Source organism: Thalassospira sp., assembly GCF_002709775.1.
GTDB lineage: Bacteria > Pseudomonadota > Alphaproteobacteria > Rhodospirillales > Thalassospiraceae > Thalassospira.
Map to the genome: position 1 here is coordinate 53119 of NZ_PAQR01000004.1, position 16861 is coordinate 69979.

Genomic DNA, 16861 nt, shown 5'->3' on the forward strand with positions numbered 1-16861 from the left:
AAAAGATGAAGTCGTGCAGTAATTCGGATGGAAGCTTTAAGCCTTGACCCCGGCACCCGGGCGCTTGGGCGCTTCGGGATCAAGTGGCCAGCGCGGGCGCGGCTTGAAATCAAGATCATCGCGTTCGCCCATACGGAAACGTTCAAGCCCGGCCCAGGCAATCATTGCAGCGTTATCGGTGCAAAGATTAAGCGGTGGTGCGACCAGTTCCATCCCGGCCTGATCGGTCAGTTCCACCAAACGGGTACGCAGATATTTGTTTGCCGCAACACCGCCCGCAAGCACCAGCGTTTTGCCGCCGGGGTAACCGCGCATGAATTCAAACACCGCGTTGCGTGCCCGATCAATCAGCGTATCGCCCACCGCCCGCTGGAAGGACGCGGCAAGATCGGCTTTGACTTCCTCGGTCTGTTGTTCGACCGGGAAACTGTCGAGATAGGTGCGCACAGCCGTCTTAAGACCCGAGAAGGAAAAATCACAGCCCGGCCGCCCACGCAGCGGACGTGGCAGCCCAAAGCGGTTGGGGTCACCCTTGGCGGCAATCTTTTCAAGTGCTGGGCCACCGGGGTAACCGAGCCCCATCATCTTGGCAGTTTTGTCAAACGCCTCACCAACCGCATCGTCGATGGTGGTTCCGATACGTTTGTATTTGCCAACACCCTCGACAATCAGGACCTGACAATGCCCACCGGACACCAGCAACAGCAAATAAGGGAATGCCACATCATCCGTCAGGCGGACGGTCAAGGCATGGCCTTCAAGATGATTAACCGCTAGGAACGGCTTTTGCGCGGCAAAGGCAATCGCCTTGGCGGTCATGGTGCCAACCATGACCCCCCCGATCAGGCCCGGCCCACCAGTGCAGGCCACGGCATCAAGATCATCAAAATCAACACCGGCATCGTCCATGGCCTCGGCCACCAGACGATCAAGATGTTCAAGATGGGCACGCGCGGCAATTTCGGGCACAACCCCGCCATAGGGGCGATGATCGTCAAGCTGGGACAAAACACGGTTTGCCAGAATTTCGCGCTTGTCATTCACGACAGCGGCGGCCGTTTCATCACAGCTTGTTTCGATACCCAGAACGATCATGATCCTGATCCATTTACCAACTCTGCCGACATGCGCGGCAATCGGAATCCTATTACAGGTGTGCCGATGATGTAGCGGAAAGTTTCCGCGCTTTCCACCCCTTCACGGCGCAACTGCCATATGCAGTTATCGCGTTTCGCGACGCTTGCGAAGTTTTCGACCCGCGACCTAAATCAATGCAGCCGAATTTCGAGCAATTACAATCAGCGAAAATTTGCACCTTTTGTCGGGGGCACTCAGCTCCCCGCAGACCTTGTTTTTAAACAGTTTTAAGACTAAGACTTCACCCATGACAGATACAGCAAAACTTCGCATCGGCACCCGTGGTTCGCCCCTCGCTCTGGCGCAGGCACATGAGGTCCGTGACAAACTGGCAAAGGCCCATCCGGAACTTGCCGAGGAAGGCGCGATTGCCATCACCGTGATCACCACCACCGGTGACAAGATCCTTGATCGTGCCCTGTCGGAAATTGGCGGCAAGGGATTGTTTACCAAGGAAATTGATGACGCCCTTCTGGGTGGCGAGATCGATCTTGCGGTTCACAGCATGAAGGATGTGCCAACGGTTCTGCCCGATGCCATGATCCTGCCGACCATTTTGCCGCGTGAAGATGTCCGCGATGCGTTTATTTCGCTGAAGTATAAAAGCTTTGCCGAAATGCCGGCTGGCTCCGTAATCGGATCGGCTTCCCTGCGTCGTCAGGCAATGATCCTGAACAAATATCCGGATCTGAAGGTCGTGACCTTCCGCGGCAACGTTCAGACTCGCCTGCGCAAGCTTGGCGAAGAGCAGGTTGATGCCACGCTTCTTGCCATGGCCGGCCTGAACCGTCTGGGACAGCCCGACATCGCAACCGCCCCGATATCCGAAGACGATATGCTACCCGCCGTCGCGCAGGGTGCCATCGGCATCACCATCCGCGAAAGCGATACCCAAAGCAAAGACTGGCTTTCCGCCCTTCATTGCGAAACATCCGCCATTCGTGTTGCTGCCGAACGCGCTGCGCTCAGAGCGCTTGATGGTTCATGCCGTACACCGATTGCCGCCCTGGCCGAGTTTCAGGATGATGGCAGCATGCGCCTGCGTGTATCGATTGTCCGCCCGGATGGCAGCGAGCGCCTTGATACCGAACGCATGATTGCCAAACCAGACATGGAAACGGCTAGTGCGGCGGGCACAGATGCGGGCGAAGAACTCAAGCAACGTGGCGGACCGGACTTCATTTCCGCCTGACGAGAATTAAGGACCCTTGGCAACAGACAGGGACGCAGATGGGACCCTTGGTACTAAATACCCGGCCCGATACCGACTCTGCCGACCTTTTGGCCGCGCTTGATGAGCGCGGCTATCGCCATCTGTCTGCGCCGATGCTTGGCATCACTTTTCCGCAACCGGATACCCCGATTGATATCGCGGCCTATCAGGGCGTGGTCTTTACTTCGGCAAACGGGGTTCGGGCCTTTGCCAAACTGAGCGATGACCGATTGCTTCCGGCCTATTGCGTTGGCGATGCCACAGCCCGCACCTGCGCCGAATATGGTTTTAACGATGTGCATTCGGCCAATGGTGACATCCATGATCTGGCCGCGCTGATTCGCAAAATAGTTGATCCCGCACGCGGACCGCTTTTCCATCCAGCCGCCCGTAAAACTGCGGGTGATCTGGGTCAGATGCTTTTGGCGGATGGGTATAGCGTTGATCGACAAACCGTCTACGAAGCCAACGAAAGCAGCACGTTTCCAGAAGAGGTCATTGAAGCCCTTCGCGGACATCATGTTGAAGCCGTTTTATTTTTCTCTCCCCGCACTGCGGAAACCTTTGTTAAGCTTGTGCATAGCTATAAGCTTGAGAGAGACTTGGCCGGAACCAGTGCGATTTGCCTGAGTCCGGCGGTGCAATCGAAGATATCCGATCTTACATGGCATAGAACGCGCGTTGCATCACAACCGACACAAGAATACCTTCTTTCCGAGCTAGGGTCCCTGTCGTGATGGCTTCCTGCGCCTGACGCCGTTTTGGGAATAACCGCAAACTGCAATGGTCTGATCGTGAAAACACCAGAAACGCCAAAAACCAATGCTTCCGCAAAATCGGCCGACACCAAAGAATCGTCCGATACCATTTCCGTCGATAGCAAGGGCAATGCGAACTCGACCACGACAAAGCCCGAGACAGCGACTGCTGCCAAATCGAGTGTGCCAAACACCGGGACGGCCAAGTCCGGCGAAACCACATCGACAAAGGAAACCGGTTCCGCGGACAAGACCGCAAGCAGCCCAAATCCAGCAGCAGGCAGCACGTCAAAACCTGACGCGAAAGCCGGTGATAGCGCAAAGGCGTCTGCAACAAAACCGGGCACACCGGCAAAACGCAAAAGCGGTGGTGGCAAAGCACTACTCTTGTTTGTGATCATTATCGTTGGTGGGTTGGCAGCAGGCTGGCTGACGCGCGCAATCTGGTGGCGCGATGCAGAACCGGTTCTAGCCCAGTATGTGCCGAGTGATCTTCTTGCCCAAATCGCGCCAGAGGGCACTGCCCCGAGCGCAACAACCGATAGCGAAATCACGGCAACCAACGCCCCTGCCGATAGCGGTTCTTCGGATGACGCAACCCTTCCGGCACCAAACGAAGATGCCGCCATGACGGAAAAGGGTGATGGCGAGGTTGCGACCGAGGAAATGCTGCCCGATGCATCATCTGACAATACCACAACGGCGAATGCCGAACCCATCCCGGATGGGTCGGTTGTCATTGATCCGGACCTGACCGAACGCCTGTCGCGCCTGGAAGGTACGATTGACGCCCTTCGCGAGCGCCTGAACAACGAACGTGGTGATACACTCAGCAACACGGTTGCGCGCCGCATGGCCGAAATCGAAACCCGTACCGCCCCGATCGAGGAACTGGCACGGGTCGAAAGCGAACTGGCGGGTGTCGCCAATGAAATGCGCGAACTGTCTGCCCGCCTGTCGACCATGGAAGAAGAAATCCGTGCGACCAGCGGTCTGCGTGTCGAAAGCCGCGGTCAGGCAATTGCCATGGCGGTTACCATTCTGCGTGATGCTCTTCAACGGGGGGGACCGTTTGTCATTGCGCTCAACCAGCTCGAACGCAGCGCTGGCGATGACGCGGTGATCGCAGAACAGATCGCAACCCTGAAACCACTTTCCGAACAGGGCGCACCAACGCTTGAAAAACTGCGCCAATCCTTCCCGGTCATGGCACAGGAAGCCGTTGCTGCTGCCACCGATGATCATTCGGGCAGTGTGCTTGATGCGACCTGGGCGAATATCAAGAAACTGGTTCCGATCCGACGCGTTGATGCAGCAGGCGAGGAGTCGCTTGAAGGCCGTCTGGTTCTGGCCGAGAACGCGTTGGCACAGGATGATCTTGATGCTGCAGTTGCAGCCCTTCAGGGTGTTGAAGGCGATCACGCGGCCGCAGCTGTAAGTGACTGGCTGCGGGCGGCTGAAAACCGTCAGACCCTGAATGCATCAATTGCAACGCTGAGCTCGCACGCAATTGGCATTCTGACCGGTACGGGTCCGGAGGGCAGCCAATGATCCGCCTTCTGCTTTTCATTCTGATCACGGCGGCACTGGTATTCTGCACCGTCTGGTTTGCAGATAATCCGGGCAACATGACCATTGTCTGGCTGGGCTATCGCTTTGACGGATCCATCGGCATGGTTGCCCTTGGCTTGCTTGCGCTGACTGCTGTTCTGGTTCTGCTGTGGCGCGGCTGGACGATCATTGCCAATTCGCCGGGCTGGCTTGGCCGCCTGTTGGGCAGCCGCCGTCGCAAGAAGGGCCAGCAGGCACTGACCATGGGGTTGCTGGAACTGGCATCGGGTGATGTGCGCCAAGCACTGAAACATACAAGGGCAGTTGACCGTTATCTTGAAGATGACACCCTGACCCGGCTTCTGACTGCGCAAGCAGCAGAGCTTGATGGCAATAATGACGCAGCCAAACGCCAGTTCGAAGCCATGCTGGAAAAGCCCGACTCCGCGTTCTTTGGATTGCGGGGCCTTTTGCAGCTGGCGCTGAAGGCCAATGACCGTGAAGCAGCCCTTGACTATGCCGAACGTGCACATCGTCTGCGTCCGCGCAATCCGGCTGTCATCGTAACACTGTTTGATCTGCTGCTGACCTCGCGCCGCTGGGATCGGGCGCTGGGCCTGCTGGTTGATGCGCAAAAGGCATCGGTCTTTAGCGAAGCCGAACTGACCCATCGCCGTGCCCTTCTGATCACGGCAAAGGCCGAAGATGCCATTACCGCAGGCGAAAATGCAGAAGCCATAAAACTGCTGCGCAAGGCGTTGAACTCGGCATCGGATTTCACCGGTGCAGCAGTTCTGCTGGCAGGGCTTTATCGTGATCTGAAACAGGATGGCAAGGCACGTGATGTCGTAATCCAAAGCTGGCGCGCGGCACCGTCTGCCGCCTTGGGGGCGATTTTCCGTGAAACCCTGACCGGTGATCCGTTGGCGAAAGTCAAATCGGTCGAAAAGCTGGTCGCGAACAATCCCGATCATGTCGAAAGCCAGATTGTTCTGGCCGAAGCTGCCCTTGAAGCCGATCTTTGGGGGATTGCACGCGGCAACCTTGAAAAGGCCATGGCAACCAAGGCCCAAGCACGTCATTACCGCCTGCTGGCCGATCTTGAATTGCGCGAAAACCAGGATGGTGCAAAGGCCCGTGAATTACTGATCAAGGCAAGCCATGCCAACCCTGATCCGGATTGGCGTTGCGGGGCCTGCGGGGCTGAAACGGATCGTTGGGTTGTGTCCTGCCCGTCCTGCCATTCCTTTGGCAGTGTCGACTGGCGTGCGCCGCTGCGCGTGCATCAGGACGAACCAAACACCAAACCGTCCAAGCCGACACCCGCCGTTGCAATTGAGGGGGATGTGATCGACCACGCCCCGGACGATCAGGCGACAACCGACAAACACGCCGCCCAAGGCACATGAGGTTAAACCGGATAAGGTTGCACACCCCGGATGAGCGAAAAATCAACGCATGAACCGGTCAATCTGGAACAACCCTTTCCGTTAAGGCGGTTGTTCCAGCGCCGTTTCATGCCGATGGCTGTTCTTTTCCTACTTTTGTCGGTATTGCTGATCGGGATGACCGCCCGCGAAATCGTCGGGTCAATTTATCTGGAGCTTGCCCAGCGACGCGCGCAAACAATCGCACGCGCTGTCGAAGACGCCGCACCGACCGCCTGGCGATCATTGATGGCGAGACAAACGGCCGAAGAACTCAGCCACCTTGCCGACGCATCGCTGCTTCTTCGTGCATTTTCCGATGAGGTGAAAGAGCTCAATCTTCCGGAGCTCAAGGTCTATGATCTTGAGAAAAAGGTTCTTTTTGCTACCAATACGTCAGAGATCGGCACCACGGAAGATGGTCCTGCCCTGATTTCCGTGATCGACAATGCCGCACCTGAAATTGTCACCAAGGATCTGGCCGACGGTGCCCAGCAATACGAACTGTATGTCCCGGTCTTTGATACCGAAAACACCCTCCGCGCTGTTTTCGAACTTTATGAACCGGTCGGTTATCTCGACAAGATCTTTGCCCGCACGATCATCCCGTCCGTCGCTGTACCGCTGGTGTTGCTGCTAGGGCTTTTCTGGGTTCTTAACCGGCTCGTCGGTCGTGCACAAAGCGATATTGATGCCCGCACGGGTGCACTTAACGAATTGCGGCGACGGTTGGAATCCTTTGTTTCGAAATCAGCGGCTAATGCCGCACGCGGAACTGGCCAGCACGGCGAAATAACCTCGCAGAATGTGATAACTACGCTGTTCTTTTCCGACATTCGCGACTTTACCGGATTTTCCGAACAGAACACGCCCGAGGACGTTGTCGACTTTCTTAACGAACTGATGTCGCTGCAAGTTCGCATTTTGCGTGCTCATGGCGGGGATATCGACAAGATGATCGGGGATGCGATCCTTGCACGGTTTGACGGCGATGATGGCGCAAAAAATGCCCTTCGCGCGGCTGAAGAAATCCTGACAACCATGGGCCGGTTCAATTTCCCACGCGCCTTGGGCATCGGTGTTTATCGCGGCTCAGTTATTTCAGGGGCCATTGGCCCTGAGGACCGCCGTGACTTCACCGTCATTGGGGATTCGGTCAATGTTGCAGCACGGCTCTGTTCTGCGGCAGAAGCCAGAGAAATCGTTGTTGATGCCAGTCTGACCGAAGAGAATTTCGGCCCGCTTGAGAAACTCACGGTCAAGGGCCGAACCGCACCGCTTGTCATCCGGCGCAAACATATCCCAACAAAAACGGCGTCTCCGGAACGCTAACCGGAGACGCCGAATTTTCAAAATGACCTTGTTGGCAGAACCAGCCGCTTAGTGGCGGAAGTGGCGCATACCGGTAAAGACCATTGCGATGTCATTTTCATCGGCAGCAGCGATGACTTCCTCATCACGCATGGAGCCGCCCGGCTGGATCACAGCGGTGGCACCTGCCTTGACCGCTGCGAGAAGGCCATCGGCAAACGGGAAGAACGCGTCCGAGGATACGACCGAACCCTGTGTCCGCAGATCGCCTTCACCGGCATTCTTGCCAGCTTCTTCGGCTTTCCATGCGGCAATGCGCGAGCTGTCGACACGGCTCATCTGACCGGCACCGATGCCGACGGTTTTGCCGTCTTTTACATAAACGATGGCGTTCGATTTGACGTGCTTGCCAACACGGAAGGCAAACAGAAGGTCATCAAGCTCTGCCTCGGACGGCTTGCGCTTGGTGACAACCTTGAGCTCTTCGCGTTTGACCCGACCCGCATCGCGGTTCTGAAGCAGGTAGCCACCTGCAAGCGAACGAAGCGTCATGTCTTCACCAGCCGGATCGGCCATGCCGCCGGTGACCAAAAGACGCAGGTTTTTCTTTGCTGCCAGGACTTCCTTGGCGGCGTCATCTGCATCCGGGCAGATCACGACTTCGGCAAACAGCTTGGCGATTTCTTCGGCGGTTTGCTTATCAAGGGTGCGGTTGACCGCGATGATGCCGCCAAATGCCGATACCGGATCGCAAGACAGAGCCTTGTGATAGGCATCAATCAGGCTTTCGCCTTCGGCAACGCCGCACGGGTTGGCGTGCTTGATGATCGCGACAGCCGGCTTTTCATCGAACTCGGAAACCAGTTCGAAGGCAGCATCGGTGTCATTGAGGTTGTTAAATGACAGTTCCTTGCCCTGCAGCTGGGTCGCGGTGGAGACACCCGGGCGGTTTTTGCCGTTGGTGTAGAATGCGGCCTGCTGATGCGGGTTTTCACCGTAACGAAGCGTCTGTTTCAGTTCGGCAGAAACATTAAGACGCTGCGGGAAGGTTTCACCAAGTTCACCGGCAAACCAGCTTGAAATCGCCGAGTCATAAGCACCCGTACGGGCGAACGCCTTGGCGGCCAGAACGCGGCGGGTCTCAGCGGTGGTGGCACCACCATTGTCGTTCATCTCGGCAACGACGCGGTCATAGTCGGACGGATCAACAACGACTGTCACCGATTCATGGTTCTTGGCCGCAGAGCGGATCATGCTCGGCCCGCCGATGTCGATGTTTTCGATGCAGGTGTCGAAATCGGCACCCTTGGCAACGGTTTCCTCGAACGGATACAGGTTCACACAAACCAGATCGATCGGGGAAATGTGGTTATCTTCCATCGCCTGCATATGGCTGGAAAGAGAACGGCGACCCAGAAGGCCGCCGTGAATCTTCGGATGAAGAGTCTTGACGCGACCGTCCATGATTTCAGGAAAACCGGTGTGATCGGCAACTTCCTTGACCGGCACACCAGCGGCTTCGATCGCCTTGGCAGAGCCGCCGGTCGAAAGGATTTCAACACCCTGTGCGTGGAGGGATTTGGCAAATTCGACCAGACCGGTCTTGTCGGAAACGGAAATAAGCGCGCGCGCAATACGAGCAGTCATTGGGTTCGCTTTCATGCATCAATGTGATGAAGGTTGCGGACCCATTGATGATATATCGGCCCACAAAATCAGGAATGCGCATGGCTGCTCGTGCATGCGAAATGACAGTGTTGCGGGCAAACCGGCCTTTTAACGGGACCAGATAACAACGCATCCGATCCGGGCCGACACATGATCAATGAGTCCGAACCATGTTTCGCGCGGAGCTTTAGCATGTGCGGCGCAAAATGTGGACCCCGAATTCTTGCATGGCGGCTTTTAACAATCAGACCATCAAACCCTGTGCCCCACGCAAAACGGGGCGACATCGCTGCCACCCCGTTGCGATTTTAACAAGTACCCGATCAGGCAACGTTTTTACGCACACCGAGCATTTTGAGTGCATAGTCAAGCGAGTCTTGCTCAAGCCCGGCATACAGGGCAAGTTCATCACCCACCGGCGCGCCAAGGCATTCCTCGAACACGTGCTGGTTGGATTGTTCGGAATAGTTTTTCTGCTCGTCACTGCCGAGGTTGGACTGGAAGATCCCGGCGGCACTGACTGGCAGGAAATCCTCGTAAATGATCGGATCGGCCCGCAAATAGCCCTGATCGACCAGTTCATTGACCGGGGTTGCCGGATCAATATCGCCTTTCTTGGCTGCATTCAGCCCGGCCTTGGTCACGTTATAGCGGAAGAAGGCCAGTTTCTCGACGCGAAGCGTCTCGTAATCATCGGGGAAGGCGCGGAAACGTTCTGCCAGTTCGGTTTCATAATCACGCGCGTTTGAGCCACCGGCATTGATCTGCACAGCGTGACGGGTTGCGGCCAGAAGCGTGTCATAAAGCTTGCGGCCCTCTGCCGTCAGGGCGATGCCGCGTTGCTCGATCTCGCCAAAGCGTGCTGTGTGGGTGCCAAGCGATTCATCAAAACTGTCGCCGATAAACTTCACCCGTTCTTCAAGCGCCTTGAAACTGGTCTGACGCAGCAGGATCGGGCAGGACCGCGCGGGCGGACCCTCGACGATTGCTTTGGGCGTGATACCGCGTTTGGGCATGTCCTGCTGCACGGCATCGATATCCAGGGTGCGCGGGGTCAGGTGGTTGATATGCGGACCCTTGAAGCAGACAACATCGGCAATCAGACGATGGGCGTCATGAAGCTTCTGATAGGTTTCAAGCGTTACAGTCGCATTGCTGTGCCAGCGGAAAGTTTCCAGCGCCTCGGCAACGAACTGTTCGGCCTGTGTCCGGGTCAGGCCGCCATTTTTCTCTGCCAGGTAAATCAGCTTGATGGCATCTGCGGTAAAGATGTCACGCTTGGCAAGGATGCTCTCGGCCTGATGGCGCAGATCTTCGTCTTCAATCAGTTCCAGACGCAGGAGCGAAGTAAAGACACGAAACGGATTGCGTTTCAGTGCTTCCTCGTCAATCGGGCGAAACGCGGTTGAATGTACCGGCACACCGGCGACAGACAGATCGTAATAGCCCACCGGATGCATGCCCATGACCGCAAACAGGCGACGCATATTGAAAAGCTCTTCGGGTTTGCCAAGCCGGATCGCCCCGTGGCGTTCAAGGTCGATACGCTCAAGCTCGCCATTATAGTCAAGGCTTTCGGCAAGCTTGGAATCAGCATCGAGTGTGTTCTGATTGATCTCGGAAACCAGTTCCATCAGGGTGCCGTATTGGGGTACTTCGCTGCGATACATGTCAGACATCGCGCTGGAAAACATCGAACGGATTTCATCAGGATGGACAAAGGCGTCTGTCGACATGGGGCCTCCAAAAGACGGGATCATATTGAACCGATGGAATGGCCTTGTCGGGCAAGATCATTCCCATTCATCATCAGGATGGCAAAATATGACCCGGTTTCGGGCATGACAAACGACAATTTAGCACGAATTCATTCCATGAAAGAATGAACATAGAGATTATTGAAACAGCAATCGGAAATGAACTCAGACGCTGTTGGCACCTAGCCGCGTCGAGACAGCCTTAAGAGGCCGTCTCTGTTTCGCTGCCCTTGTTATCGGCGAAGATCGACTTCACACCGATCTCGGGCGGCTGGAATTCCGGTACCAGCTGACTGATCAGCTCCAGCGTTTTTACCGTGTCGCGGTTGGTGGCACTGTCTTCGAGCGCATCAAACACCTGCTTGATCAAGCTATAATCCACCACACGCGGGGCCGCCAAAAGCACCCCGTCGGTTTCGGTCGGCACGGGGGGTTCGGAATCGTGGAACAGCTCTTCGTATAGCTTTTCGCCCGGACGCAAGCCAGTAACCTTGATTTCGACATCCTTGTCGGGCTGCAGACCCGATAGCAAAATCATCTGTCGGGCCAGATCAACGATCTTGACCGGGCGGCCCATATCAAGAACGAAAATCTTGCCACCTTCAGTCACGCCATGGCGCCCGAGTTCAGCAGATTGCAGAACAAGCTCTACTGCCTCGGCAATGGTCATGAAGTATCGGGTGATGCCTTCGTGGGTGACGGTCAGCGGCCCACCGGCTTCAAGTTGACGCTTGAACAAGGGCACCACAGATCCGGTCGAGCCGAGAACATTGCCAAAGCGTACAGTGACAAAGCGGGTCGATCCGCGTTGTTCGAGCGGCAGGGTTTCCAGCGCCTGACAATAACATTCCGCCAGCCGTTTTGAGGCCCCCATGACATTGGCCGGATTGACCGCCTTGTCAGTCGAAATCAGAACCATCGTGGCGACACCAGCGGCGCGACAGGCCTCCGCCACATTACGTGTGCCAAGCGTGTTGGTCAGAATGCCTTCATTGGGGTTGTGTTCGACCAGCGGCACATGCTTGTAGGCCGCTGCATGGAAAACGATTTCCGGTTTGTAACGGGCAAAGACCTGACCGATCCGGGTTTGGTCGCGAACATCGCCAAGGATGCTGTCACGCGGCAGGTCAGGATATTTTTCCGCCATTTCCATATCAATGGCATAAAGCTGGAACTCCCCGGCATCAAGCAAGGTCAGGCTGCTTGGGCCATAGGATGCAATCTGACGCACCAGTTCCGAACCGATTGACCCCCCGGCACCGGTGACCAACACCCGCTTGCCAGCAATCATTTCACGAACGCGATCCCGATCCAGTCGTGCTTGCGGGCGGCCGAGCAAATCCTCAATCGCCACCGGGCGGATTTGCATCGGATCAGCAAGGCCTTCGCGCAAATCGCCAAGCTTTGGCAAACGGGCCAAAGTCATGCCATAGCGATCTGCAATCTCGACCCACTTGGCGTTGTCTTCGTGACGCAGTGCATCCCCGCTCAGAACAAGACGCCGAGGAAGGCCATGCCGGCCCTTTTGCAGCTTCTGAATGACGTCTTCGAGCTGATCGACAGTCGCCAGAACATCAACCCCATGCATGTTGCGCCCAACACGGCCCTGGGTCAGGGAAACGATGCCGATGACCTTGAAGGGGGAGTCAACGGATCGTTCGGTTTCACGGATGAAAGCTTCGGCCTCATCCCCTGCCCCGATCAACAGAACCGGCAGAAGTGACGTGCCCTGGCGCACCAACGCACGAGCGGTCGATTTGTCCTTGGCAATCCGGTAGGTCAGACGCGACCCACCCAAAAACGCCATCAGCAGGAACCACTGAATGATCGGTGCCGAACGCGGCATCCAGTCGAGACGTGTTGTCAAAAACAGAACAAGGAAAAGAACAGCCACCGCAACCGAAACCGCCTTGGCAATCCGGATCACATCATTGAGCGATGCATACCGCCAGATGCCCCGATAGAGCCCGAAATACCAGAAGGATGCCGCCGCAATCAGCGTAAAGACCCCTGCCGAAAACAGAACGCTATGGGGAGTATAGTAAACCACACCATCGCCGACCCGCAGGTACAAAGCCAACGGGAAAGAGATTGCCGCCATGAATATGTCATGGACAAAGGCGACGTAACTTCGAGGAAACAATCGCGACATGCGGTCCCTTATTCGCAAGGTTTCTGTTTTTATAAGGATATACCCGCTTTGCGACCGGCGGATAAGGCTTTCTTTTCGCGCCCTGCCCGGATCAAGTCAAGCCGTGCGCGCATCAGATGAACGTTCTTCAGCTCGCATTGCCGCGCACCGGCATTCGGACCATCATGCCAACCAATCCAAGCACAACAATCAGGGCAGCAATCACGCGCATCCAGCCTGGCGTGTCGCTTTGGGCAAAGCAAACACCAATCAGGACAAGATTGCTGATCAGAACCATCATCGAGACCCTGGCATGGGAAAAGCCGCGCTGGGTGGCTTTCTGATAGAAATGCTCACGGTGCGCCTGCCAGATTTTCTCTCGCCGCAAGGCCCGTTTGATCAGGGTAAATGTCGCATCAAACAGGTAATAGGACGGCAGGATCAGGGCGATGGCCCACGCCCCCTCAGAAGCGACCTTTAACAAGAGCCAACCCAGAATAAACCCAAGCGGGATTGATCCGACATCACCAAGAAACAGCTTCGCCGGATACCAGTTCCAGATCAGGAACCCGATCATGATCGCAAGAATACCAAGCCCGATATAGCCAAGCCCGATGAATTGCGGCAGCGGGACAAAAAGGGCGAGGATAAAAATCCCAAGGCCGATCGATCCGGCCTCAACCCCGGTAATACCGTCGATCCCGTCCATGAAATTAAACAGATTGATGAACCAGACCCAGGCCAACACCACCAGAACATGATCCAGCCAGATTGGCACCAATCCGCCCAGAACCGGTTTATCAAGCGCCAGCATGCCAATGATCACGGCAACGAATTGCAGGGCAAACCGTTTGGCGGCAGAAAGATCATGACGGTCATCAAGCCAACTGAGCAAGCCAAGCCCGGTACAAGCCCCCAGCATCAACCAGTCGCCAATGGCCGTGACACCGGTCATGGCAAAGACACCTGCAACCAAAACAATCAAAAGCGGTGTTACGGCAAGCCCACCACCGCGCGGGGTGGGGACAGCATGACTGGAACGGTGGTTGGGCATATCAAGGATGGCCTTGCGCCGCAGATAGTTCAGCACCACCCACGTCAGCAACATCGAGCCGATCAGAAAGATGCTTGCAAAGGTCGCAATTCCTGCAAAAGTCATCGTTGGGTTGCCCTTGTCCCTGCCAGTTTGATCCGTCTGGATTAGCCGGACCCATTGCCCATCGCAAGGCTTTTCACCCGATGATTGCGGCAAGCCCAACCGCACAAGGCAGCCATGTCGCGCAAAACCGTGCTTGATGCTTTACAGTTTGCCATGCTGGGCTTAACTACAGCACATAAACTGAAACCGGAGATATCCTTTGGCAGAACGTCGTTCCCGTCCATCCCAGCGCAACGCCCCCCGCAAACAGGTGGAGGCCCCGGATCCGCGCATGCTTGCGCTCAAGACCCTGCAGGAATTGCGCGGCGGTGAAGTGACGTTGGATGAACTTCTGTCAAAGCATGGCTATGGCCTGCCATCGCTTGATCGAAATTTCCTACGTCAATTGCTGGGCACAACCCTGCGCCATCTGGGCGAAATTGATGCGGTGCTTGCCCCGCGCTATCAACCGCCGCAGGACCGGGTTGCCGCACGTCTGACCAACATCCTGCGTCTGGGTGTCGCGCAGTTGTTCTTTATGGATACATCCGACTACGGTGCGGTCGACAGTACGGTCAATCTCGCGCGTGATGCGGGTTTGCATAAATACACCAAACTGATCAATGCCGTTCTGCGCGGCTTGCAGCGCGATGGCTTTGAATGGCCGGAAGGCGTCGAAGACTGGCAGCTCAACATCCCGGCATGGCTGCGCGGATCCTGGAAAAAGGCCTATGGTGCGGAAACCGCCCAAGGCATTGCCGAATCCTGCCTTGGTCATGCGATGCTCGATCTGTCACTCAAGGATCGCACGCAGTCGGCCGATTGGGCCGAAAAGATGGATGGCATTGTGCTGCCGACCGGGTCGGTACGGCTTGAACCGGGTCGCCGCATTCGCGACCTGCCAGGCTACAAGGATGGTGACTGGTGGGTGCAGGATGCAGCAGCAGCCATCCCGGCAACCCTGTTTTCGGCCTATAAAGACAAAACCATCTACGATCTTTGCGCTGCACCGGGTGGCAAGACCATGCAGCTGGCATCCCTTGGCGCCAGTGCGATTGCGGTTGATAAATCCGAAGGCCGCCTGAAACGCGTTTTCGAGAACCTTGAGCGTGTCTCGCTCGGTGCCGCGGTCGTCACCGGCGATGCCACCGATCTGGCGCCTGATACGCCGCGTGCAGATGCCGTCCTGCTTGATGCGCCATGTTCGGCCACGGGCACCATTCGCCGCCATCCCGACATTCTATTGCGGCAGAATGACAAACTGATGCAATCGCTTCTGCCGATCCAAAGCAAACTTCTGCGTCAGGCCGACAAGCTTTTGAATGTTGGTGGCGAGCTGATTTATTGCACCTGTTCCCTGCAACCCGAAGAGGGCGAGCATCAGGTAAAATCCTTCCTTGCCGATCATCCGAACTATGAACGCAAAGCCATTTCCGCCGATGAACTTGGTGGCTGGGATGAAGCAATCAATGAGGTCGGTGAATTGCGCATTCTGCCGATCCACATGGCCGATTTTGGCGGCATGGACGGCTTTTTCTGCGCCCGCTTGGTCAAAAAAGCCTGATCTTCTGCCAGAAGATCCGCGTTTTGCGCAGACAAGGCAGCCATGAGTCCCATTCGGGTGACATGACGGGCAATCTGGGGTATCAAGGCCGCGAATTTCCCGTATCCCATATCGCTTCAGGACCTGTGACGCATGACCACGTCAAACATTAAAATCGCACCTTCGATCCTTTCGGCCGATTTCGCCCAACTTGGCGTTGATGTTCGCGCTGTCGACGAAGCCGGTGCCGACTACATCCATATCGATGTGATGGATGGTCACTATGTACCGAACATCACCATTGGCCCGGACGTGGTCAAGGCACTGCGCCCACATAGCGACAAGGTGTTTGACGTGCATCTGATGATCGCACCGGTCGATCCCTATATCGAGGCATTCGCCAATGCCGGTTCCGATATCATCACGATCCACGCCGAAGCCGGCCCGCACCTGCATCGCTCGCTGCAGCTGATCAAATCGCTGGGCAAAAAGGCCGGTGTGTCGCTGAACCCATCGACCCCGGAAAGTGTGATTGAATATGTCATGGACATGGTTGATCTGGTTTTGGTGATGACCGTGAACCCAGGCTTTGGTGGTCAGAAATTCATTCCGAGCCAGCTTGAGAAGATCAAACGCATCCGCAAGATGATTGATGCGACCGGTCGTGATATCGACCTTGAAGTCGATGGCGGCGTAAACCCGGAAATCGCGCCGAAGGTGATCGAAGCCGGTGCCAATGTTCTGGTCGCAGGTTCCGCCACCTTCAAAGGCGGCCCGGGCGAATATGCCAACAACATCAAGGCCATCCGCGGCGCCTAAATTGCAGACGCGTTGATGACCTGAAAAGACAAAAGGCCGGAGCAAAATGCTTCGGCCTTTCTCTTATCTACGTTCAAACGCTGCGATCAGAAATCGATGCAGCGGCCCTTGTTTTCCCAATCGCCAAAGCGGGTCGGCTCCGGACCTTTGGGTCCGCCGATTTCGCGGGCCTTGGCGGCGGCTTCCTTGGCGGCTTTGGCTTCCGCCAGCGCATTGATTGCATCCTGAGAAAGCTTGGGTGCTTCCTCTGCCCCGGCGATCGCATCAGACGCCGGATTGGCATCGGCCTGCGGTTCTGCCTTTTCCTTGGGAACTTCGTGAATGACGGTTTCGCGGAACTTTCCGGCCATTCGTCTTCTCCTGCTTTGGGCGTGGCCCGATAAATCACATTTGCCAAAGAAATAACGT

The 16861-nt window shown here is 56.2% G+C and carries 13 protein-coding genes; 7 read left to right on the forward strand and 6 right to left on the reverse strand.

Annotated elements, in window-relative coordinates; all coding sequences use genetic code 11:
- Positions 1-36: 36 nt before the first annotated feature.
- Complete coding sequence (gene tsaD / locus CMO10_RS01890; RefSeq protein WP_297018624.1) at positions 37-1095, reverse strand: tRNA (adenosine(37)-N6)-threonylcarbamoyltransferase complex transferase subunit TsaD; 1059 nt, start codon at positions 1093-1095, stop codon at positions 37-39.
- 289 nt (positions 1096-1384) lie between these two features.
- Between tsaD and hemC the strand changes: the two genes are divergently transcribed.
- The 5 genes from hemC to CMO10_RS01915 are packed head-to-tail and all read left to right on the forward strand — an operon-like array spanning position 1385 to position 7418.
- On the forward strand, positions 1385-2329 hold the full coding sequence (gene hemC, locus CMO10_RS01895; RefSeq protein ID WP_297018625.1) for a hydroxymethylbilane synthase: 945 nt from the start codon (positions 1385-1387) through the stop codon (positions 2327-2329).
- A 38-nt stretch (positions 2330-2367) separates the two neighbouring features.
- On the forward strand, positions 2368-3087 hold the full coding sequence (locus tag CMO10_RS01900) for a uroporphyrinogen-III synthase (RefSeq protein WP_297018626.1): 720 nt from the start codon (positions 2368-2370) through the stop codon (positions 3085-3087).
- 57 nt (positions 3088-3144) lie between these two features.
- A complete protein-coding gene (locus CMO10_RS01905; protein WP_297018627.1) occupies positions 3145-4659 on the forward strand; it encodes a COG4223 family protein in 1515 nt (504 codons plus the stop codon).
- Complete coding sequence (locus tag CMO10_RS01910; protein WP_297018628.1) at positions 4656-6068, forward strand: heme biosynthesis protein HemY; 1413 nt, start codon at positions 4656-4658, stop codon at positions 6066-6068. Before CMO10_RS01905 ends, CMO10_RS01910 begins: the two co-directional genes overlap by 4 nt.
- Before the next feature lie 30 nt (positions 6069-6098).
- The gene (locus tag CMO10_RS01915; protein WP_297018629.1) at positions 6099-7418 is read left to right on the forward strand and encodes an adenylate/guanylate cyclase domain-containing protein; all 1320 of its coding nucleotides are present in this window, start codon (positions 6099-6101) and stop codon (positions 7416-7418) included.
- 48 nt (positions 7419-7466) lie between these two features.
- On the opposite strand, the gene purH is transcribed toward CMO10_RS01915, so the two are convergent.
- From purH to CMO10_RS01935, 4 genes are all read right to left on the reverse strand, one after another.
- Entirely contained in the window at positions 7467-9044 is a 1578-nt protein-coding gene (gene purH / locus CMO10_RS01920; protein ID WP_297018630.1) for a bifunctional phosphoribosylaminoimidazolecarboxamide formyltransferase/IMP cyclohydrolase, read from the reverse strand.
- Between the two features lie 344 nt (positions 9045-9388).
- Positions 9389-10801, reverse strand: coding sequence for a 2-oxoadipate dioxygenase/decarboxylase HglS (gene hglS, locus CMO10_RS01925; RefSeq protein WP_297018631.1), 1413 nt, complete (start codon positions 10799-10801; stop codon positions 9389-9391).
- Positions 10802-11024: 223 nt separating this feature from the next.
- Positions 11025-12923, reverse strand: coding sequence for a polysaccharide biosynthesis protein (locus CMO10_RS01930; protein WP_297018632.1), 1899 nt, complete (start codon positions 12921-12923; stop codon positions 11025-11027).
- A gap of 178 nt (positions 12924-13101) precedes the next feature.
- Positions 13102-14112 (reverse strand): MraY family glycosyltransferase, encoded by a 1011-nt coding sequence (locus CMO10_RS01935; RefSeq protein WP_297018633.1) that lies wholly within the window; start codon positions 14110-14112, stop codon positions 13102-13104.
- A gap of 199 nt (positions 14113-14311) precedes the next feature.
- Between CMO10_RS01935 and CMO10_RS01940 the strand changes: the two genes are divergently transcribed.
- A complete protein-coding gene (locus CMO10_RS01940) occupies positions 14312-15655 on the forward strand; it encodes an RsmB/NOP family class I SAM-dependent RNA methyltransferase (protein ID WP_297018634.1) in 1344 nt (447 codons plus the stop codon).
- Between the two features lie 132 nt (positions 15656-15787).
- Positions 15788-16453, forward strand: coding sequence for a ribulose-phosphate 3-epimerase (rpe, locus tag CMO10_RS01945; RefSeq protein WP_210515605.1), 666 nt, complete (start codon positions 15788-15790; stop codon positions 16451-16453).
- Between the two features lie 86 nt (positions 16454-16539).
- Here rpe and CMO10_RS01950 read toward each other — a convergent pair whose 3' ends face one another.
- The gene (locus CMO10_RS01950; protein WP_297018635.1) at positions 16540-16803 is read right to left on the reverse strand and encodes a DUF1674 domain-containing protein; all 264 of its coding nucleotides are present in this window, start codon (positions 16801-16803) and stop codon (positions 16540-16542) included.
- Positions 16804-16861: the final 58 nt, after the last annotated feature.

Bases quoted from the DNA above. Each gene is read 5' to 3' on its own strand.
- tsaD (WP_297018624.1), bottom strand. From the start codon at position 1,095: ATGATCGTTCTGGGTATCGAAACAAGCTGTGATGAAACGGCCGCCGCT.
- hemC (WP_297018625.1), top strand. From the start codon at position 1,385: ATGACAGATACAGCAAAACTTCGCATCGGCACCCGTGGTTCGCCCCTC.
- CMO10_RS01900 (WP_297018626.1), top strand. From the start codon at position 2,368: ATGGGACCCTTGGTACTAAATACCCGGCCCGATACCGACTCTGCCGAC.
- CMO10_RS01910 (WP_297018628.1), top strand. From the start codon at position 4,656: ATGATCCGCCTTCTGCTTTTCATTCTGATCACGGCGGCACTGGTATTC.
- CMO10_RS01915 (WP_297018629.1), top strand. From the start codon at position 6,099: ATGAGCGAAAAATCAACGCATGAACCGGTCAATCTGGAACAACCCTTT.
- purH (WP_297018630.1), bottom strand. From the start codon at position 9,044: ATGACTGCTCGTATTGCGCGCGCGCTTATTTCCGTTTCCGACAAGACC.
- hglS (WP_297018631.1), bottom strand. From the start codon at position 10,801: ATGTCGACAGACGCCTTTGTCCATCCTGATGAAATCCGTTCGATGTTT.
- CMO10_RS01930 (WP_297018632.1), bottom strand. From the start codon at position 12,923: ATGGCGGCAATCTCTTTCCCGTTGGCTTTGTACCTGCGGGTCGGCGAT.
- CMO10_RS01935 (WP_297018633.1), bottom strand. From the start codon at position 14,112: ATGACTTTTGCAGGAATTGCGACCTTTGCAAGCATCTTTCTGATCGGC.
- rpe (WP_210515605.1), top strand. From the start codon at position 15,788: ATGACCACGTCAAACATTAAAATCGCACCTTCGATCCTTTCGGCCGAT.
- CMO10_RS01950 (WP_297018635.1), bottom strand. From the start codon at position 16,803: ATGGCCGGAAAGTTCCGCGAAACCGTCATTCACGAAGTTCCCAAGGAA.